Annotated in this window: 20 protein-coding genes; 12 read left to right on the top strand and 8 right to left on the bottom strand. The window is 43.7% G+C overall.

Going from position 1 to position 20,230, the window contains the following annotated elements:
• The first annotated feature begins 86 nt into the window (after positions 1-86).
• On the top strand, positions 87-647 hold the full coding sequence (locus AC59GT_RS16060) for a pyridoxamine 5'-phosphate oxidase family protein (protein WP_497238572.1): 561 nt from the start codon (positions 87-89) through the stop codon (positions 645-647).
• Between the two features lie 65 nt (positions 648-712).
• Here the strand turns inward: AC59GT_RS16060 and AC59GT_RS16055 are convergent, their stop codons facing one another.
• Both AC59GT_RS16055 and pyrF read right to left on the bottom strand, forming a co-directional pair.
• A complete protein-coding gene (locus AC59GT_RS16055) occupies positions 713-2,689 on the bottom strand; it encodes an alpha/beta fold hydrolase (protein WP_497238571.1) in 1,977 nt (658 codons plus the stop codon).
• A 74-nt stretch (positions 2,690-2,763) separates the two neighbouring features.
• On the bottom strand, positions 2,764-3,597 hold the full coding sequence (gene pyrF / locus AC59GT_RS16050) for an orotidine-5'-phosphate decarboxylase (RefSeq protein ID WP_497238570.1): 834 nt from the start codon (positions 3,595-3,597) through the stop codon (positions 2,764-2,766).
• Between the two features lie 244 nt (positions 3,598-3,841).
• Between pyrF and rho the strand changes: the two genes are divergently transcribed.
• The 3 genes from rho to purS all read left to right on the top strand — a co-directional run bounded on the left by rho (position 3,842) and on the right by purS (position 6,620).
• Complete coding sequence (gene rho, locus AC59GT_RS16045) at positions 3,842-5,494, top strand: transcription termination factor Rho (RefSeq protein ID WP_117382431.1); 1,653 nt, start codon at positions 3,842-3,844, stop codon at positions 5,492-5,494.
• 90 nt (positions 5,495-5,584) lie between these two features.
• Entirely contained in the window at positions 5,585-6,325 is a 741-nt protein-coding gene (pssA, locus tag AC59GT_RS16040; protein WP_497238569.1) for a CDP-diacylglycerol--serine O-phosphatidyltransferase, read from the top strand.
• Between the two features lie 37 nt (positions 6,326-6,362).
• The gene (purS, locus tag AC59GT_RS16035) at positions 6,363-6,620 is read left to right on the top strand and encodes a phosphoribosylformylglycinamidine synthase subunit PurS (protein WP_117382433.1); all 258 of its coding nucleotides are present in this window, start codon (positions 6,363-6,365) and stop codon (positions 6,618-6,620) included.
• A 113-nt stretch (positions 6,621-6,733) separates the two neighbouring features.
• Here purS and AC59GT_RS16030 read toward each other — a convergent pair whose 3' ends face one another.
• Entirely contained in the window at positions 6,734-7,108 is a 375-nt protein-coding gene (locus AC59GT_RS16030) for an Hpt domain-containing protein (RefSeq protein WP_497238568.1), read from the bottom strand.
• 22 nt (positions 7,109-7,130) lie between these two features.
• Positions 7,131-7,610, bottom strand: coding sequence for a 2-amino-4-hydroxy-6-hydroxymethyldihydropteridine diphosphokinase (folK, locus tag AC59GT_RS16025; protein ID WP_497238567.1), 480 nt, complete (start codon positions 7,608-7,610; stop codon positions 7,131-7,133).
• 92 nt (positions 7,611-7,702) lie between these two features.
• Here folK and sppA point away from each other — a divergent pair, with 92 nt between their 5' ends.
• From sppA to AC59GT_RS15995, 6 genes are all read left to right on the top strand, one after another.
• A complete protein-coding gene (sppA, locus tag AC59GT_RS16020; RefSeq protein WP_497238566.1) occupies positions 7,703-9,493 on the top strand; it encodes a signal peptide peptidase SppA in 1,791 nt (596 codons plus the stop codon).
• Positions 9,494-9,659: 166 nt separating this feature from the next.
• On the top strand, positions 9,660-11,351 hold the full coding sequence (locus AC59GT_RS16015) for a helix-hairpin-helix domain-containing protein (protein ID WP_497238565.1): 1,692 nt from the start codon (positions 9,660-9,662) through the stop codon (positions 11,349-11,351).
• Positions 11,352-11,452: 101 nt separating this feature from the next.
• On the top strand, positions 11,453-11,950 hold the full coding sequence (gene rfaE2, locus AC59GT_RS16010) for a D-glycero-beta-D-manno-heptose 1-phosphate adenylyltransferase (RefSeq protein WP_497238564.1): 498 nt from the start codon (positions 11,453-11,455) through the stop codon (positions 11,948-11,950).
• Complete coding sequence (locus tag AC59GT_RS16005; RefSeq protein WP_497238563.1) at positions 11,951-13,009, top strand: glycosyltransferase family 9 protein; 1,059 nt, start codon at positions 11,951-11,953, stop codon at positions 13,007-13,009. It abuts the gene before it with no gap.
• Positions 13,010-13,051: 42 nt separating this feature from the next.
• Positions 13,052-13,684, top strand: a complete 633-nt coding sequence (locus AC59GT_RS16000) for a porin family protein (RefSeq protein WP_497238562.1) — start codon at positions 13,052-13,054, stop codon at positions 13,682-13,684.
• 62 nt (positions 13,685-13,746) lie between these two features.
• Positions 13,747-14,223, top strand: a complete 477-nt coding sequence (locus AC59GT_RS15995) for a SixA phosphatase family protein (protein WP_497238561.1) — start codon at positions 13,747-13,749, stop codon at positions 14,221-14,223.
• Here AC59GT_RS15995 and dprA read toward each other — a convergent pair.
• Complete coding sequence (gene dprA, locus AC59GT_RS15990; RefSeq protein WP_497238560.1) at positions 14,220-15,320, bottom strand: DNA-processing protein DprA; 1,101 nt, start codon at positions 15,318-15,320, stop codon at positions 14,220-14,222. The genes AC59GT_RS15995 and dprA overlap by 4 nt on opposite strands.
• Positions 15,321-15,474: 154 nt before the next feature.
• Between dprA and AC59GT_RS15985 the strand changes: the two genes are divergently transcribed.
• Positions 15,475-15,852, top strand: coding sequence for a BlaI/MecI/CopY family transcriptional regulator (locus AC59GT_RS15985; RefSeq protein WP_117382443.1), 378 nt, complete (start codon positions 15,475-15,477; stop codon positions 15,850-15,852).
• Positions 15,849-17,792, top strand: coding sequence for a M56 family metallopeptidase (locus AC59GT_RS15980; RefSeq protein WP_497238559.1), 1,944 nt, complete (start codon positions 15,849-15,851; stop codon positions 17,790-17,792). Before AC59GT_RS15985 ends, AC59GT_RS15980 begins: the two co-directional genes overlap by 4 nt.
• 8 nt (positions 17,793-17,800) lie before the next feature.
• Here the strand turns inward: AC59GT_RS15980 and rsmG are convergent, their stop codons facing one another.
• From rsmG to AC59GT_RS15965, 3 genes are read right to left on the bottom strand one after another with little or no spacing between them, the layout of a single operon-like run.
• On the bottom strand, positions 17,801-18,427 hold the full coding sequence (gene rsmG, locus AC59GT_RS15975; RefSeq protein WP_497238558.1) for a 16S rRNA (guanine(527)-N(7))-methyltransferase RsmG: 627 nt from the start codon (positions 18,425-18,427) through the stop codon (positions 17,801-17,803).
• A complete protein-coding gene (locus AC59GT_RS15970; protein WP_117382445.1) occupies positions 18,417-19,022 on the bottom strand; it encodes an RNA polymerase sigma factor in 606 nt (201 codons plus the stop codon). The genes rsmG and AC59GT_RS15970 overlap by 11 nt, the downstream gene beginning before the upstream one ends.
• Positions 19,013-20,212: a glycosyltransferase gene (locus tag AC59GT_RS15965; RefSeq protein ID WP_497238557.1), complete on the bottom strand. Its 1,200-nt coding sequence runs from the start codon at positions 20,210-20,212 to the stop codon at positions 19,013-19,015. The genes AC59GT_RS15970 and AC59GT_RS15965 overlap by 10 nt, the downstream gene beginning before the upstream one ends.
• Positions 20,213-20,230: the final 18 nt, after the last annotated feature.

Below are 20,230 nucleotides of genomic sequence, written 5' to 3'. Positions count from 1 at the left end.
CAAACGACAATCGGCGTTAATAATTCAAAACAAAAGATTTTCCAACAGGTTAATATCTTATCATTTACCTATAAATATAAGATACCATGGACAGTATTAATCAGCAACAACCTGAAGATAATTTCGAGAACCTTGAAGGCAACGATGCTTTCAAAAAAATAAAGGAAATGGCCGAAGGCGTTAGCTGCTTTTTTTGCAGCAACATAAAAACCGGCCTTCCGTTTTCAACCCGCCCTATGTCACCACAAAAGATTGACGACAACGGCGACCTGTGGTTCCTGAGTGCTAACGACAGCCACAAAAACATGGAAATTGATATCGACCCAATGGTACAGCTGCTGTTCCAGGGATCAAAATATTCTGATTTCCTGATGATTTATGGTATAGCAGAGATCAGTACCGACAAAGAGAAAATCAAAGAACTTTGGGAACCAATTTTAAAAACGTGGTTTACCGAAGGGGAAGACGATCCGCGCATTACTGTTATAAAGGTATCGCCTACGCAGGGTTATTACTGGGACAACAAGCATGGTAACGCAGTAGCATTTGCCAAGCAGCTTGTTGGTGCAGCCGTGGGAAAAACACTTGACGACTCGATAGAAGGTAAATTAGAAGTGACTGACGATACACAGATCAGCGAAAGCTAAGAACTGTAAAAAGGCACAAATGAAAAAAGAGGTTAGTTTAAAGCTAACCTCTTTTTGCGTTAAGACTACTTAAGATATTTATCAAACCACTTTATGTAGCGCTCCACCCTGTCTACCTGGTAACTTGGGGTACTGATCCCGTGGAACTGGTTAGGGTAAAGTATCAGCTCGGCATCTATCCCCAACGACTTTAGTGCCTGGTACATGTGCTCGCTGCCTGCAGTAGGCACGTTGAAGTCTTTTAAGCCAGACATGAACAATACCGGTGTTTTGATCCTGTCTGCATGAAAGAACGGGTATGAGATTTTGGTATAAACATCGGGGTTCTTCCATGGTTGCCCTAACTCGTTATCGTACTGTAATACATACTGATCAATACCATAGTTGGCAACCTGCAAAGCGCTGCCTGCACCACTTGCCGCTGCTTTAAAACGCGTGTCTGAAGCGATCATGAAATCGGTTAGAATACCGCCATAACTCCAGCCTCCCACGCCCAATTTATCAGGATCGGCAATTCCGCGCTTCACCAGTTCGTCTACCGCACCTTGCAGGTCAATCACCTCTTTGTTTCCCCAATCAGCGTTTATAGCACGTGTATACTCAATACCCCTTCCGGAGCTGCCCCTGTAATTTACAGAAGCAACCGCATACCCGGAGGCTGCAAGCGCCTGTGAAGTAGCGTCGAACCCGTAATCGTCCTGTCCAACAGGGCCGCCATGTATAAACAAGATGAACGGAAGCTTTTTAGTGCTTGTACTATCCTGGCGATACAAAATGCCCGATACCTTAGTGCCATCTTTACTGGTAGACTGAAATGGCATCGCCTGTGCAAACTGCATACCTTGCATCCATTCCTGCTGATGGTGGGTTAACCTTCTCAATTTATTACCCTCCAGTGCATACAACTCAAAAGGCATGTGCGGGGTACTAATGCTTACTAGCCAATTACCTGCAGAGTGCGCAATAACGTCATCCAGGTTCATTTTGCCACGGGTGCTCTGCATTACGCTTATCTTCCTGCTCTGCAAATTGTAAAGAGCAGCGTAACGTTCCCGGTCATCGTCTACCAAAAAGGCTATGCTTTTGCCGTCCTTGCTCCACTCGGGGCTTGCCGCCGGCCGGTCAATCTCTTTACTAAGCAGTTTATTATTGCTGCCATCAGCATTCATCAGGCACAAAATATTCTCATCATACATGTTATAACCTTCGCTATCCTGGCGCAGGTAAGCTATGTATTTACCGTCCGGGCTCCATCGCGGGCTAACATCATGCCCTTTCCAGGTGGTTAGCTGTTTTACGTTACCGCCGGCGCGTGCTTCAATGGTAAATATATCCGTGTTCTCGCTACGGTCGGGGTCGGCATCCCTGTTGCTTACAAATACAATGCTTTTTCCGTCAGGCGACCACAACGGGGACGATTCATCAAACTTGCCTTTTGTAAGCGTGTCCAGCTTTTTGGTCTCGATATTAAAAATATACAGGTGGGTATGCAGATTTTCAAGGTAGCCCTCGTAATCCTGCTTAAAATGGTATCGGTCTATCACAATTGGCTTAGGGGTTTTCGGCGCATCCTTGCCGTTGTTTTCAGGATCCTGAATCACCATTACCAGCTTTTTTCCGTCAGGGCTCCACTCGTACGAGCCCAGATCACCTTTTATGTCGGTAACCTTTTTGGCTTCCCCGCCGCGCCTGTCCATCAGCCATAGCTGTGAGCCGTTCTTTGATTCACGGGATGAAAGAAATGAAATGTACATCCCATCCGGGCTCCACTTAGGCCGGGAAGCTGGTTCGGCACCGTGCGTAAGCTGTATGGATTGTTTGCCATCCCAGCTTTGCATCCAAAGGTGAGATACCCGCTTGTCTTTAGCGGTATCCACCATAGATACGCTATAAGCAACCCACTTGCCATCCGGCGATATCTCGGCATTGCTTAAAGCAGGTATTTTGTAAAAATCGCTTGTTTTAAAAGTTTTTGAAGGTGTTTGAGAAAAGGCCGGAACTGATAACACAGCCAGCAGCAATGCAGGTAAAATTCTTTTCATATCGACAATGGATTTGTTTGTAATTTAAACAATTGTCAATATAAAAAGCAAGATGCTGCGGATTTTACATCAATTTATATGATCCCGGCTTTTTGCAATTCAGCTTCCATTTGCTTTTGCAAACTTAGCGCTTCCGCACGGGCAGCTTCTGCAAAGTCCTCGCCGTTGCTGGCGTATATAATGGAACGGGAGGCATTTACTATTAACCCGCAATCGGGCGTCATGCCATATTTGCACACATCTTCCAGACTTCCACCCTGTGCACCAACACCAGGCACCAACAGGAAATTGTTTGGTGCGTGTTTGCGAATGTTGGTGAATTCATTGCTTTTGGTGGCACCAACCACAAACATCAGCCTGTCTGCGCCTGCCCAGGTATTAGCTTTTTGTATCACGGTTTCATACAGGAAGCTCTCTCCTGTCTCCAGATATTGAAAATCTTTACTGCCAACAGAAGATGTAAGCGCCAGGATGATCACCCATTTACCATCGTACTTTAAGTATGGTGTAACACTATCATTGCCCATGTAAGGGGTTACGGTGATTGCATCAAACCCCATTCCGGTAGTTTCTTCATTAAAAAAAGCTTTCGCGTAATTATCTGAAGTGTTGCCGATATCACCACGTTTAGCATCTATTATACTTAAACAATCCTTAGGCAGGTATTTATAGGTATCAATCAGGCTTTGCAGTCCTTTTATTCCCATCGCTTCATAAAAAGCAGCGTTGGGTTTATATGCTACACAAAGGTCCTGAGTAGCATCAATAATCCTTTTGTTGAATTCCAACACCGGATCGGGGTAACTTTTTAAAAAATCGGGAATTTTATCTACATCTGTATCCAGGCCAATGCATAAAAAAGATCGTTTTAATTTAATTTGCTCGATTAATTTCTTTCTGGATAGCATAAGTGTCAGAATTAAGTAATTCGCACCAAAAAAACTAAAAAATATGCTAGTAATGTTAATTTATTAATAAATTTGCATTTAAAGATAATTTCATTAAAATTGCACTGTTTTCCCTTGCAGCTTCTTGCACTAAAGAAACAATTTTTATCCCACGTCACTTATTGCTGATACTTGCTGGCTTAAATATTGTGAATAAGGGTTGACCATCTTTCAACTAAAATCCTTTTGAACTATAATTCATATCATGTCTGATACAATCGAATTGAACGACAAACTCGTTTCTGAGTTGCGCGAAATTGCTAAAAGTTTAGGTATTGCTGAAGCTGATGAGCTTAGAAAAGCACAGCTAATAACTGCCATAAACGACCAGCAAAACCTAATTGAGGTAGCGCGTCAGCAACAGAGTACTGTTGACAATAACTATACACCAAAAACCTCATCTCCTGAACCTGAGACTTCTACCGCAGAAGAAGATGACAAGCCGCGCAAACGTACACGCAGCGTAAAAAGTACTACTAAGATAGAAAAGCGCCAGGAGGTGCCTTTAAAAGATACAAACGACCAGTTTAACGAAGCTGACGATCAGCCGCAACCTACCGGCGAACAACCTGGCACCGTAAAGGAAACGCCTGCTCCGGTTACCGAACAAGCTGACGAGAACCAGATCACAACGCCGGAACAACCTGCAGCACGCCCTCAGAAATTTGATCGCCGTGCAAATAATAATAACAACAATAACCAAAATCAGCAAAAATCGCAGGAACCTGCAATCAACCTTGATTTTGATAATGTGATAGTAAATGAAGGCGTACTGGAAATTATGCCTGATGGTTACGGCTTCCTTCGCTCATCAGATTATAACTACTTAACCTCTCCGGATGATATTTACGTATCGCAGTCGCAGATAAAACTCTTCGGTTTGAAAACCGGTGATACGGTACGTGGCAGCATACGCCCGCCGAAAGAAGGTGAAAAGTATTTCCCATTGGTACGTGTTGAGGCCATTAACGGCCGTATACCTGCAGAAGTGCGTGACCGTGTTCCGTTTGATCACTTAACACCGCTTTTCCCTTCAGAAAAGTTGTCGTTGTTTACAGACGCGAACAATTACTCTACCCGTATTATGGACCTTTTCTCTCCTATAGGTAAAGGCCAGCGCGGTTTAATTGTAGCACAGCCAAAAACAGGTAAAACCATGTTGCTGAAGGATGTGGCAAACGCAATAGCTAAAAACCACCCAGAAGTATACCTGATTATATTACTGATAGACGAACGCCCTGAAGAGGTTACCGATATGGCACGCAGCGTGCGCGCCGAAGTCGTATCATCAACGTTTGATGAGCCGGCCGAACGACACGTTAAAATAGCTAACATTGTGTTAGAAAAAGCTAAACGTATGGTAGAATGCGGCCATGATGTGGTTATCCTGCTCGACTCGATTACCCGTTTAGCACGCGCATACAATACGGTAGCCCCTGCTTCAGGTAAAATATTATCAGGTGGTGTGGATGCAAACGCATTGCATAAACCTAAACGTTTCTTTGGTGCTGCTCGTAACATTGAAGATGGCGGCTCACTTACCATCATCGCTACTGCACTTACCGAAACGGGCTCCAAAATGGACGAAGTTATCTTTGAAGAATTTAAAGGTACCGGTAACATGGAGCTTCAGCTGGATCGTAAACTGTCTAACAAACGTATTTTCCCGGCTATCGATATTACCGCGTCAAGCACCCGTCGCGACGATCTGTTATTAGATCGCGAGACCTTGCAACGTATCTGGATACTGCGTAACCACCTTGCCGATATGAATTCTCAGGAAAGTATGGAGTTTTTACAGGCGCAAATACGTGGCACAAAAACCAATGAAGAGTTTTTGATCTCGATGAACTCATAATATAATTAGGTATATGGAGTTATAATTTAGCACAACGTTAACTTATAACTCCATGTTATTTCCAAAAATATTGATACCTTCATAACCAATATGAAGAGGCGGGTTAAAAAACATCTTCCTAATGCCATAACATGCGCAAACCTGTTTAGCGGATGTGTGGGCATTGTTTTTGCCTTCCAGGATAACCTGGTTATAGCGGCATATGCCATTTTCCTGGCAGCTATATTTGATTTCTTTGATGGTTTCGCAAGCCGGGTTTTAAACTCGCAGTCGTGCATCGGTAAGGATCTTGATTCACTGTCAGATATGGTGAGCTTCGGTGTATTGCCATCAGCAATTGTATACGAGCTGTTACTGCGTGCACCGCAAGTCCCGGGCTTTAGCGAGTACTTTAATTATCTCGCGTTTCTGCTGGCGGTTTTTTCTATGCTCAGGCTGGCCAAATTCAACACCGATACGCGGCAGGCAGACAGTTTTATTGGCCTCCCTACTCCTGCTAATGCTATACTGATAGCATCATTCCCATTAATCTTACAGCAATACGGGGGTTTTGCCCGTTATATTTTAAACCCGTATGTGTTGGTATGCTTTATAGCGCTGATGTGTACACTACTGGTTGCGGAGATACCACTGATGTCGCTTAAATTCAAAAACAGTGATTTCAACAAAAACTTTTACCGCTATTTATTACTGCTGTTCTCGGCAATACTCATACTATTTTTTAAATTTGCGGCAGTTCCGGTGGTTATCGTTATGTATATCACCTTGTCGTTAATTCAACTTAAATTTGCAAACGAAGGTATGATGAGCAGCTCGCACAAACAAAGCTAGCTAACCACATACTTTGTTAAAACACACATTCCCGCTGATGAAAAAGTTCCTGGCCGAAATAGATGTAATGCCGAAAAAAGAAATATTGGACCCTCAGGGCAAAGCCGTTACCGGCAGTATGAAAAACCTGGGTTTATCTGAAATCCAAAACGTACGCATAGGCAAACACATTTCTCTTGAAATTGAAGCTGACAGCACCGAAGCTGCAAGTGCAAAAGTAGACCAGGCTTGTAAAAACCTTTTAGCAAACCTGATAATGGAAAGCTACAGCTTTAAATTGGAAGAAGTAGCTTAAGTAAGCCGAGAGCTAGAGGCCAGAGAAAGATATTATATAAACAGAAAAGGCAACCAATGTGGTTGCCTTTTCTGTTATGCTAAATTTGTATTTAAGCTTTCCGTTGTATTAGCTTAAAGGTTTGCTTCTTTTTCTTTTTTAATTTTCTCCAGCTCTACCAGGTTGTTGTTCACCATCGTTTTTACAGCATTAAATTTTTCTGTAATCTCAGCCGGGTTTTCTGCACCCATCTTGCAGGCAATTTCTACCTGTTGTATGGTTTCCTGGCTCCAAGGCATTCCAAAAAAGCCCAGGTTTGGTTTCAGTTTATGTGCAGACTGCGCGGCTGTCTGCCAGTCCTGGCTGTTTATGGCACCTTCTATAGTGCTAAGTAACTGCGGTGTCTGGTCAAGGAACATTCCTATCGAATCAACTATAAAGTCGTCGCTTCCATCGGCTATCTCATACAAAAAGGCAAGATCAAGGTCTTGAGCTGGTAAATCGGTCATTGTACAGGTTTATCATTCAAAATTATAACTTTTTTACTATCAAGCTATCCTTTAAAGAACTTTTGAGTGCTAAAATATTTTTATTAAGTACAGGATGAATAAGGTACGGAGCTATCTCTGCTAATGGCTCTAATGTAAACCGCCGGTTATGCAGCTGCGGATGAGGGATAATAAGACCGGGTTCATTAACCACCCCATTACCATAAAACAGGATATCAATATCTATTGTCCTTGCTCCCCATTTAACCATCCGTGTACGCCCCATCTGCTGTTCTATATCCAATATTCGCGTTAGCACTTCTGCAGCTGATAAAATGGTTTGCAATACAATCACCTGGTTTAGGTAATCTGGCTCATCCGTCTTTCCCCATGATTGCGTCTCGTAAACCGACGAACTTTTTGCTACAGGCGCCACTTGTTGTGTTATCAGCCGAATTGCCTCCTGCAAAAACAATTGGCGGTCGCCAAGGTTGGTACCCAACAGTAAAAAAACATCAATCATTGTTGTAACAATTATTACACAAGTAGCTCTTAACTTAAAGTAGCACCACCTATTTTAGTAAGTTTGCATAGATAAATGATTTATAGCAGTTAATGAAACAATTCTTCAAATACGTACTCGCCACAATTACCGGCATCGTTATATCAACAATAATCCTGGCAGTGTTATTCGTGGTCATTATTGGTGGTATTATCGCATCAGCCGGATCAGATAAAGCCCCTGAAGTAGCTTCTAATTCTATTCTACACATTAAACTGGACAGGGCTATTGCCGAACGTACCCCCAATAATCCGTTTTCAGGACTCGGCTTTCTGGGTTTCGACAGTGATAAAACCCCGGGTTTGAACGACATTTTGGCGAGCATAAAAAAAGCTAAAAGTGATGATGATATAAAAGGCATCTTCCTGGACGAAAGCTATATGCTATCCGGCCAGGCTACTACTGAAGAGATCCGCAACGCGCTTATTGATTTTAAACGCTCCGGCAAATTTGTTATAGCCTACTCAGAGATATATACTCAGGGATTCTATTACCTGGCATCTGTAGCCGATAAGGTTTACGTTAACCCAAACGGGATATTTGAGTTTAGGGGCTTCAGTTCAGAAGTTACCTTTTTAAAAGGCGCGCTGGACAAACTTGGGATAGAAGCACAGATAATAAAGGTAGGCACTTACAAAAGCGCGGTTGAGCCATTCTTTTTAACTAAAATGAGTGACGCTAACCGCCTGCAGGTTACCTCCTATTTAGGGTCGATGTATGACCACTTCCTTTCAGGCATAAGTAAATACCGCCATGTAGAGAAAGATTCACTGTTCAACTACGCTAACAATGGCGTAATACAGGAGCCTGCTGACGCGCTTAAATACAAACTGGTAGACGGCTTGAAGTATAAGGACGAGATATTGAGCGACCTTAAAGAGCGTACTGATACTAAACAGAAGGACAATTTAAAAAGCATTGAAATTGGCGAATACGCTAAAACTGCGCCTAAGCATGACGACGACGATGATAAAAAATCATCATCAGGCGACAGGATCGCTGTAGTTTACGCGTCCGGCGAGATCAACGGTGGTGATGGCGATGACAATACCATTGGTTCTGAAAATTTATCCAAAGCTATTCGCAAAGCCCGCACCGATGATAAGGTTAAAGCTGTTGTTTTAAGGGTTAACTCCCCGGGTGGCAGTTCATTAGCATCGGACGTGATCTGGCGTGAAGTAATGCTTACTAAGAAAGTAAAGCCGATTATTGTTTCTATGGGCGATGTTGCGGCTTCAGGCGGGTATTACATTGCCTGCGCAGCCGACTCTATAATTGCCGAACCAAATACTATTACCGGTTCCATAGGCATCTTCGCTGTACTGCCTAATATGCAAAAGTTCTTTAATGATAAACTGGGAGTAACTTTTGATGGCGTTAAGACCGGCAAATACGCCGACTTGGGCGATGTAAGTCGTCCGCTCTCTCCCGAGGAGCGCGCGCTACTGCAAAAAAGCGTGAACCATGGTTACGACACTTTCACCAAAGCTGTAGCCAACGGTCGCCATAAAACACAAGAGTACATCAACTCAATTGGCCAGGGCCGCGTTTGGACAGGCGAACAAGCATTGAAGATTGGCTTGGTTGATCGTTTAGGAAACATCAGCGACGCTGTTAATGCTGCTGCCAAAAAAGCGGGAATAAGCGACTATAAACTGGTAAACTATCCTGAGCAGAAGAGCATATTTAAACAGTTTGGCGACGGTTTTTCTACACATGTAAAAGCGCATTTCGTGAAAGCAGAGCTTGGCGAAAACTACAAATATTACGAGCAGATAAAAGGCGTAACACAAATGATGCGCACCCCACAGGCACGGTTACCATACAACGTAGTTATTAAATAGATGAGGTTGAAGAGTACCTTCTAATAAGATTTTACCAACAAAAAAAAGCTGCCCAAGGCAGCTTTTTTTTGTTGGTAAACACCGTCCGGCAAAACACCTGTGTATAGCTGTTGTTAAATGATGGTACAACTTCTGTTTGCTTTTGTACTTTTGCTGATAACCAATTATGGAAAATAAGCCTGTCGCCCGTACGCTCCGTTTGCTTTCGCAATTAATGGAATTGCATGACGAGAATCCCTTCAAAATAAAATCATTAGCAAATGCTGCTTTTAAGGTAGATAAACTACCCTACCCAGTGGCAGGTAAAACATTAGACGAGCTTTCTAAAATAGACGGCATTGGCAAAAGCACGGCCACCAAAATATGCGAGCTGCTTGAAACTGGTACCATGACCGACCTACAGGATCTGATCGGCCAAACACCTGAAGGTATTGTGGAAATGATGGGCATTAAAGGGATCGGGCCTAAAAAGGTTGCCATTATTTGGAAAGAGTTGGCCATAGAAAACATTGGCGAACTTTACTACGCGTGTAACGAAAACCGGCTTGTAGAAGCCAAAGGCTTTGGGCTGAAAACACAGGAAGAGATCCGTAAGGTGATTGAATTCCGGATGGCAGGAAACGGCAAGTTTTTGTACGCCCAGGTAGAAGCGGAAGCAAAGCTGCTGATGGATGAAATAAAAGGAGTCTTCCCGGACGCACTAAAGCATTTTGCGGGCGAATTCCGACGACTAAATGAGATCATATCTGAGCTGGTAATTGTTGTAGGCAGTATTAACCAGCAAGTTGCTTTTGATGCACTAGCGCAATCCAATATACTAAAGAATGTATCACTTAATGGAAACCACATTGGTGGCGAACTGAGTAACGGTTTATTGGTTGATATAATCTGCGTACAAAAAGCCGACTATTACAAGCAACTCTTCATCAGCACCGGTAACGACGAGCATGTTGATGCTGTGATGAAACGCATCAGCAACGATCTTGAGCTACCATCAAGCGAAGAATTAATCTACCAGAAGGCAAACCTGAGCTGGATGCAGCCGGAGCTGCGCGAAGGTGACACCTTTATAGATAAGGCGAATAATGATGCATTACCTACACTCATCACCCTGCACGACCTTAAGGGAACGCTGCACAACCATAGTACCTGGAGCGATGGCGTAAACACGCTGGAAGAAATGGCCGTTTACTGCCGCGATGAGCTAAAACTGGAGTATTTAGGTATAAGCGACCACAGCAAAAGTGCCTTCTATGCAAAAGGATTAAATATTGAACGGGTGTTACAGCAGCACGAAGAAATAGATCATCTGAATAAAAAGATGGACGGGTTTAAAATATTTAAAGGTATTGAGTCTGACATCCTGAACGATGGCGGGCTGGATTACCCGGATGAGATTCTACAAAGATTCGATTTTATTGTTGCTTCCATACACTCCAATCTGAAGATGAGTGAGGAAAAGGCGACTGCCCGATTGATAAAAGCAATAGAAAACCCATATACTACCATTCTGGGCCACCCCACCGGCAGGCTGCTGCTGAGTAGAAAAGGTTATGATATTGACTATGCCAAAGTAATTGATGCATGTGCCGCAAACGGAGTTGTAATAGAAATTAACTCGAATCCTTTACGGTTGGACCTAGACTGGCGCTGGCATCAATATGCACTCAACAAAGGTGTTATGCTTTCAATAAACCCAGATGCGCATCGAAACTCTGGCTTTCACGATATGGAATTTGGAGTGAACGTAGCCCGCAAAGGCGGATTAAGCCGCGAAATGTGCATGAATGCCTTATCTTTGGATGAGATAACAAAAGTGTTCGCAAAGAAAAAGGCAGGCGCAGCAATTTCGCGTTAGGGATTGCAGCGGATAACGGCTTGTGGATAAGGCTTGCAGGCGTATAAGCGCAAAGCCCGCCCGCAGGGAACGCCAACAAAATACACTTACTTAATTGACAAATGAGCCAAAACCTGGAACAAACGCTATTGCACAAAATTACCGACACAAGTGCCCTGGCCAAAAGGATACAAACTTGGAAAGCGGAGGGCAAAAAAGTAGTTTTCACAAACGGCGTGTTCGATTTGCTGCACCTGGGCCATATCACTTACATGGCGAAAGCAGCCGACCTTGGTGATAAATTGGTAATTGGCTTAAACTCCGATGCTTCCGTAAAACGTTTGAAAGGAGAAAGCCGTCCTGTAAACGATCAAAACAACCGTGCAGCCTTACTGGCCGCTCTGTTTTTTGTAGATGGTATAACCATATTCGAGGACGATACCCCCCGTGACCTTATTGTTGACCTGATGCCCGACATACTTGTAAAAGGCGCTGATTATACTATAGAGAACATCGCCGGAGCGAAAGAAGTACTGGCAAATGGTGGCGAGGTAAAGACCATAAGCCTGGTGGATGGCTACTCATCAACTTCTATTATAGAACGTATCAAAGCCGGTTAAGTGACTCAGGAGAAGCATATACTTGTTTTTCGCTTTTCTGCCCTGGGCGATGTTGCCATGACGGTGCCTGTAGTTAAAGCAGTACTGGCACAAAACCCGGATGTGCGCATAAGCTTTGTATCGCGGCCGGCATTCGGGGGTTTGTTTGAAGGTATAGAGCGATTAACTTTTATCCCCGTAGACCTGAACGATAGCTTTAAAGGAGCCGCCGGGCTATACCAGCTTTTCAATTTTTTGAAGAACAGCGGCAGCTACTATGCCTTGGCCGACCTGCATAATAACCTGCGCTCTCGTGCCCTGCGGATATTATTTAGGCTGTCAGGCATGCCCTACCACTATATTGATAAAGGTAGAAAGGGGAAAAAGCTGCTCACACGTTTCCCAAACAAAGTAAGGGTACAGCAACAGCTAACTACGGAACGTTATGCCGATGTTTTTCGTAAACTGGGGCTAAACGTAGTGTTACATCACGAGCGGATCAGGGCAGAAATCATACAGGATCAGGATGTAACATCAATTACCGGCATTAAAACAAAACCCTGGGTGGGCGTGGCGCCTTTCGCGCAGCACCGCGGTAAGATATACCCCTTCGAGCTAATGGAGGAGGTAATCAAACTTTTATCCCAACAGAATATAACCACATACCTTTTTGGCGGCACTCCACTTGAAGCTGAAATATGCAAAGGATGGGCAGAGAAATACCCCAATGTAGTTTCGTTGGTGGGCCGTTTATCAATCGCCAAACAGCAACTGCTTATCAGGCAGCTTGATGTGATGCTAAGCATGGATTCGGCGGGTATGCACCTGGCCTCGCTTGAAGGTGTGCCGGTTATTTCGCTATGGGGAGCAACGCACCCATACCTGGGTTTTAAAGGCTTTGGGCAATCTGACGACGATATGATCTTCACCGATATCGAGTGTCAGCCTTGCTCCACCTACGGGCAAAAGCCCTGTTTCAGAAAAGATTACGCGTGCTTGCACGGCATACAACCAGCTACGGTCGTAGCCAAGATCAGCAAGTACATCAACGACTACTCTTTTCCAACCATTAAGCAATAAGTACACTTTTACGTAACTTTGCTCAACATAAAACCAAATCACATGAAAAAAATTCTACTAAGCGTGGCGCTTATATCAGCATCACTTTTCACATTCGCACAATCGGCAAAATTAGGTATACGCGGAGGATTAAATCTGGCATCGCTATCTGCATCCAGCAAAAGCTTTGATGCATCCGGCTTAACGGGTAATCTGATTGCCTTCAATGCCGGCTTTTTTGCAGACTTAAAGGTGGGCAAACTTTCTGTTCAGCCAGGTATATACTACAGCGGCAAGGGCGGAAAAGAGGCAGATGGAATAGGCTCATCAACTACAGTTAAGCTACATTACATAGAAGTTCCGGTTACGCTTGTTTACCATGCACCCGTTATTATAGGAGATATTTACCTGGGTGCAGGACCTTACGCATCATTGGGCTTTTCTGCAAGCGGAAGGGTTTTATCAGAAGGTACCGAAACCAAAGAAGATCTTAAGTTTGGTGATGGCCCTGACAATGTAAAACGCGCTGATTATGGTATACAGTTTATTGGTGGATTACAGCTTAAAAAGGGCCTCGCCATACACTTCAACTATGACCTTGGGCTTACCAATATTTTGCCAGAAGCAGCAACTGACGGAGGTGATATCAAACTGAAAACAGCCGTTTTCGGGATTGGCTTAGGGTATTCTTTTTAAAAATTGTCATTAGTAGCAAATCAAAAGAGGGGCAGCAACTGTTCCTCTTTTTTATTAATGTTATGAAGAAACTATTACTGATACGACACGCAAAGGCTACACAAGAATCCGGCTACACAGATTTTGAACGCCCACTTACTGAAAAAGGTGTCAACGGCGCTACCACAATGGCGCAACATCTGCAGGAAAAAGGGATTATACCGCAACTACTGGTGACCAGCCCGGCACTACGCACACACACAACGGCTAACATCTTTACAGACATCCTAAAGCTAAACCCCGCAACCATAATTAAAGAAATTTATGAAGCAGGAGACCGTACGTTGTTACGATTGATAAACGGATTGCCTGACGAACATGACTTTATAGCCCTTGTGGGACACAACCCCGCGGTAGAGCAAATGCTTTATACTTTAAGTGGCGCCATTAAAGATGTACCGCCGGGTACAGTAGCATTGATTGAGTTTGATGCAGAAAGCTGGCAGGTAGTTGATGAAAACGACGGCAAGCTTACTTATTATGATAATCCTAAGCTTTAATTAACGCAGTAGGTTTTACCCGGCAGCGACCGGATAAAGCCTTGTAATTCCATGTCCAGCAACGTCATAGCTAACTGACTGGTAGGCATGTTGGTTTTAATGCTCAGGTCATCAATAGCAAGAGGTGCTTTGTGTTCGCGGATGATTGTATATACAGCAAACTCGTCGGCAGACAGATCAATAGGTAATATCAACTGATCTGTTGATGGTTTCGCATCACTGTTCTTTTCCCATCCCATACTATAAGCAAGATCGGCCATACAGGTTAGCAACGACGCTTTGTTATGCCTTATCAGGAAATTGCATCCTTCGGAATACTCATCCCCTAACCTGCCCGGGAAGGCAAACACATCGCGGTCGTAGCTATTTGCAATTTCAGCAGTGATCAATGCACCACCTTTTAACCCCGCTTCCACAACTATTGTTGCGTCAGCCATACCGGCCACCACCCTGTTGCGCGCGGGAAACTTCTCCCGGTCAGGCCGCGTACCCGATGGATATTCAGTAAGCAAACCTCCGTTCTCCAGCATCTTTTCAGCAGTCGGGCGGTTTTGGCTTGGGTATATCCTGTCTAAACCATGAGCAAATACGCCAACGGTAGGTACGTTCATCTTTACACATTCTTTATGTGCAGCAACGTCAATACCGTGCGCCAGCCCGCTAACCACAAGTACATTATATTCCTTTAGCTCTTCTACAAGCTGACGGCACAAACTGCGGCCATAATCGGTAGCGTTCCGCGTACCCACTATGCTCACCACCCTTTGCATATTAAAGTTTGCGTTACCTTTGCTGTATAAAAGTAAAGGAGCGTCATTACAATTCTTCAGCCGTTTAGGATAGCGTACATCATTAAAAAACAACACGTCTATACTATTCTTCTCTATGAAATACATCTCCTGTTCTGCCCGGCGTAGCGCCTGATCAAAATCGGTTGGCTCCAGCCGCTTTTGACCTATGCCAGGCGTTTTTGTAAGTGCGTTCTTAGAAAGCCTGAACACCTGCTCGGCACTGCCAAACTGCCGCACCATTGATCGTGCGAGTACTGGACCTATATTATCAAGGAATGTTAAAGCTATTTGGTGATGTAACGACATGGCTGTTTTGGTGCACTAAAATAGTAAAATCCTAAAATAATTAGCAAAATCAATTCTAAATACCTGCAAAAAAAATATTTCCAATTAACTACAAAAATAGTTTGCAAACTATTAAAATAGTTTTACCTTAGCCTAACTACAAAAATAGTTTGCTATGAAGATAAAGGAACTCACCAAGGCAGAAGAACAGATAATGCAGATATTGTGGCAATTACAGGAAGGTATTGTAAAGGATATACTGGAACAATTACCCGATCCAAAACCTGCTTATAATACCGTCTCCACGGTAGTAAGGGTACTGGAAGGCAAAGGCTTTGTGGACCATAAGGCCTACGGCAACTCACATGTGTACTTCCCGGTAATAAGTGAAGACGAGTACAAGAAATTCACATTTGATAAGCTGATGAAGAATTACTTCAGCGATTCTTACAAGAGCCTGGTGTCCTTTATTGCTGATGAAAAGAACCTCGGCGTTAAAGAACTTGACGAACTAACCGAACTACTCAATAACCTGAAAAACAAAAAACAATGAGCTGGCTGCACTACCTTATTGAAGCAAATATTTACCTGGGGGTATTCTATTTGTGCTACTGCTTGTTCCTGAACAACGAGACACATTATATGCTTGGGCGTATTTACCTGCTTTTTAGTTGTGTGCTGGCTTTCACGCTGCCGCTTACACAGCTAAGCGTGCTTAAAAAACCTGTAGAGCAGATACAATTATCACCCATGGTTTACATTCCTGCACCTAAAGTAATACAGCACGCCAGTGTTCCAAAAACGCCAGAGGTAACGTTTTCAATAGAGACAGCGCTGATAACTGTTTATGTTTTAGGCGCGGTTGTGGCGCTGTGTATACTATTGTATAGGCTGTACAAGCTATCCGCTTTAACACGAGGTAACAAGTCCAAGTATGCTGATAAGTACACCATGGTATGCCTGCAGGGATCCAATACCGCCTTTTCCTTTTTCAACTACCTGTTCATTGGCGACGACCTGCCCAAAGCCGAAACTATAATAGCTCATGAACTTGTGCACATCAAACAAAAGCACTCGGCTGATATTCTTTTCATCGAGCTTTTAAAGGTGATTAACTGGTTTAACCCGCTTATTTACCTGGTGCAGCGCAGCCTGCGCACCGTGCACGAGTACATTGCCGACGAGCAAACTGCCGCTTACGAGCAGGATGCCATAAGCTATTCATCCTTCCTGGTGAATAATGCATACGGGGTACAGGGTACTCCTATTGCGCACTCATTCTTCAATTATAACCTATTAAAAAAGAGGATAATCATGTTAAACCAAAAACGATCAGGCAACTTAGCTAGGCTAAAGTACCTGCTGGCAGTACCGCTTTGCGCGGGTATGCTGTGCACATCTACACTCGTGTTCAGTAAAGATTACGCGTTTATAGATCTGGCACCAAAAAACGTGGCTAAAGAAAAGCCTGAACTGGTGAAGTACTTTAAAATCACCGACAAAAAGAACAACTTAACGGCCTACTCTGACAATCTTTCGTTTACGGAAGGCGGTGTAAAAAAGATGTTCTTAGCAAAAAGTGTTACTCAAAAAGATATTGCGTATATAAAAAAAATGCGCGGCCTTACTGTTGAGGTGATAGATGTTGACAGCAAAACAAAACTGCAGGTGCCCATGGTAACTAAGGAGGATATTAATACCGATACACCCAAATACAAACGGCCCATTCCACCTCCCCCTATTGAGGTTAAAGACGGGTTTGCTGATGTTCATGTGTTTTTATCCCGTGCGATAAAGTATCCAAAAACAGCATTGGTAAATGAAGAAAAAGGCAATGCATTGGTTAGTTTTGATGTTACATCTGCCGGTAAGATAAGCAACGTACAATTGCTCAAGAAAGCAGGTGGCCAATTTGACAATCTACTTGTAAACGCACTTCCTAAATTCCCGGGTAAAATAACAGCCAAAGTTGGCACCTATAAAATGGAAGTGATATTTGATATCCTGGGTGGCAATTTTGTGTCCTCCGTTGACAGCAAAACTTTAAACTCACCTTATTTTGCAGGGCAAGCTCAAATAATGGGAATGACTGATGAACAATACAGGAAAATGGTTCCCCCTCCGCCACCACCAGCGCCACCTGCTAAAGCACCAAAAAAGGTAGGTAAGACAGCTCCTAAGCTTATCCGTATACCTCCCCCAATTGTAGTTCCGGATAAACCAGGTAGTATCCCGCCACCGCCGCCACCTGTTCCTGCAAAAGCGCACAAAGTAAAGCCTGCAAAGGAAATTACCATGTTAAAGTTAGTACCGGCTATTTCTATTGATGTAGATTCGGTACAACTGGTAAAGGATGAGCCTGCAAAAACTAACAATACAATAAAGCTGCAGCTAAAGGAACCCCGCGTTGCTCAGGTAAAATCAATTAATATCAGGCCAGTTGTTAAGACAAAAATTGATACTGTTAGAATTGTACCACCGCAAAACAACTAATATAAATACTACCCTTTTACATAGATGACCTGCTTGGTCTCAAAAAACTCCTCGGCAAAATATTGGCTGAGGTAGAATTGCTGAACGGCTAAACCCGACTCGGCAATTTCTTGTTTCAGGTCTCCACCTTTTAAATACAGTATTCCGTTGGGTAGCGTATTCTTGTTTTCTTTGTTAAATTTCCCCTTCACCCACGGGTAAAAATCTTTTAATTGAGTAACCGCCCGTGATACTACAAAATCAAACTTTTGCTTTATTTCTTCGGCCCGCTGATGGGTAGCTGTAACATTGTTGAGGCCCAACGCTGCAGCAACCTCGTTAACTACTTTTATCTTTTTGCCAATGGAGTCTACTAGATGAAATTGCGTTTGCGGGAATAAAATAGCAAGCGGGATGCCGGGGAATCCACCGCCGGTGCCAACATCCAGTACGGTTTCGCCCGGCAAAAAAGCCATCACTTTAGCTATTCCTAATGAGTGAAGTATGTGGCGTTCGTACAGCAGGTCGATATCTTTGCGGGATATTACGTTTATTTGGTTGTTCCAAAACGTATAAAGTTCCTGCAAACGTCCAAATTGCTCTTGCTGAGCGGGTGTAATATCCGGAAAGTACTTCAGGATCAGGTCAGATGTCATCCTTATTATATCTGTTAATGATGTTACCAAGTAAATACCGCGCCCTAAATAGCTGTGCCTTTACAGTACCAAGGGGCAAATCTAATTGCTGGGCTATTTCTTCGTAAGACAGTTCATCAAAGTAGCGCAGGGTTATCAGGTTTCGGTAACGCGGTGGTAAGCTTTCTATAAGCAATTTTAACTCTTCAGTTTGCTGCTTTTTAATGGACGATTCTTCAGGGTTAAGCGTATCTGCCTTAATTTGCAGCGGCTTTTCCTCGCCCTCCTCATCTATCATTCCGTGTATAGATTGCGTGTTAAGCTTCTTCTTCCTAATGAAATCTATACAGTTGTTGGTAGCAACCCTAAACAACCAGGTGCTGAAAGCAAATTCTGGTTGGTATTTGTCCAGCTTTTCAAATGCTTTCGCGAAGGTTTCAACAGTAAGGTCCATTGCGTCCTCTTTGTTGTTTACCATTTTCAGAACCATAAAGTAGATAGAGTCCTTATAGCGGTGCATCAGGTCGGCATACGCTTTCTGGCTGCCCGCCCTTGCCTTCACCACCAGGTGAAAATCATTCTTTGCGTTCTCGGTAAAATTTTGGTTTACTTCCATCGGCCAGGTTTTATAAAGGTCCCTATCAGTCCAAATACGTTCAGGTAAATATAGTATATCAGGTCAAAAAACGGCAGTGACCATAGCATGTCGGGGGAGCCAAGCTTCTTAAATACCTTATTGTATAACAGCAATTGTAGTACCATTCTGAAAGCCAGCATGCCTAAAGCAAGCAATGGTTCAAAACTAAATACAATGCACAGCACAAATAAGGTGTAAAACAGAAATCCTGTGACAGCATCAAAGCTTAACATGCGGCGGTGGCGGTTCCTGTACTCCTTTCCCACCCCCATGTGGCGCTTCTTTTGGGTAAACCATTCCCCAATTGTCTCTTTAGCAGGAGTGTAAGTAAAGGTATCGGGGTGTATTTCTATAATGGTATTGTTGGCTGTGGCATTTTGATTCACAAACAAATCATCATCACCAGACATGAGGTGCATATGGGCTGCAAAACCCTTTGAAGCGAAAAACAGGGTTTTAGTATAACCAAGGTTTCTGCCTATCCCCATGTACGGATCGCCGCCGAGCGCCATGGACAAATAATTGATGGCCGTCTTCAGGGTCTCAAAACGTACAAAGGCATTTAAGAAACTTCGGCTGCGGTAGTAGGGCGAGTAGCCTAGTACTATTTGCGCCTGGGTGGTAAAGTTGGCGGCCATACGGGTAATCCAATGCAGGGTAGCCGGCTTACAATCCGCATCGGTAAATAGAAGGTGCTCGTTTTTGGCCGCCTTTATACCTAATGTAAGGGCAAACTTCTTACCGGTTTTGTAACGTTCGTGCTCGGTAATGGTAACTATTTTGAGGTGCGGAAACTCTCTTTGTATGTCTTGCAGTACCTCATCTGACCCGTCGGTAGACCGGTCGTTCACTACCACAACTTCAAAATCAGGATAATTCTGCTGAAGAATATAAGGCAGGTTTTCGGTAAGGTTGCGCGACTCGTTGCGGGCGCTGATCACTACCGAGATTGGGATATTCACCTTTGGTAGCTCCTGTAGGGGGGTGTAGCCGGCTAGGCGGCTGTGGTTACCAACAAGGTAATACAGCTGAACAATAAAACATAGCTGAAACAGAACGAACAGTGCCTCTTGAATATAAGCTTCCAAAACCCCTTTATAATAAGGTGCAAATTTGTGAAAAAAGCACGAGATGTACGCGGTAAAGTTGGAAGGTTTTAAGGTACCCAAGGTATGTTATAATGGGTA

The organism is Mucilaginibacter sp. 320_HR, from assembly GCF_059691875.1.
Note: the sequence above shows the minus strand (reverse complement) of the source record. Positions and strands in the feature narration are given on the sequence as shown.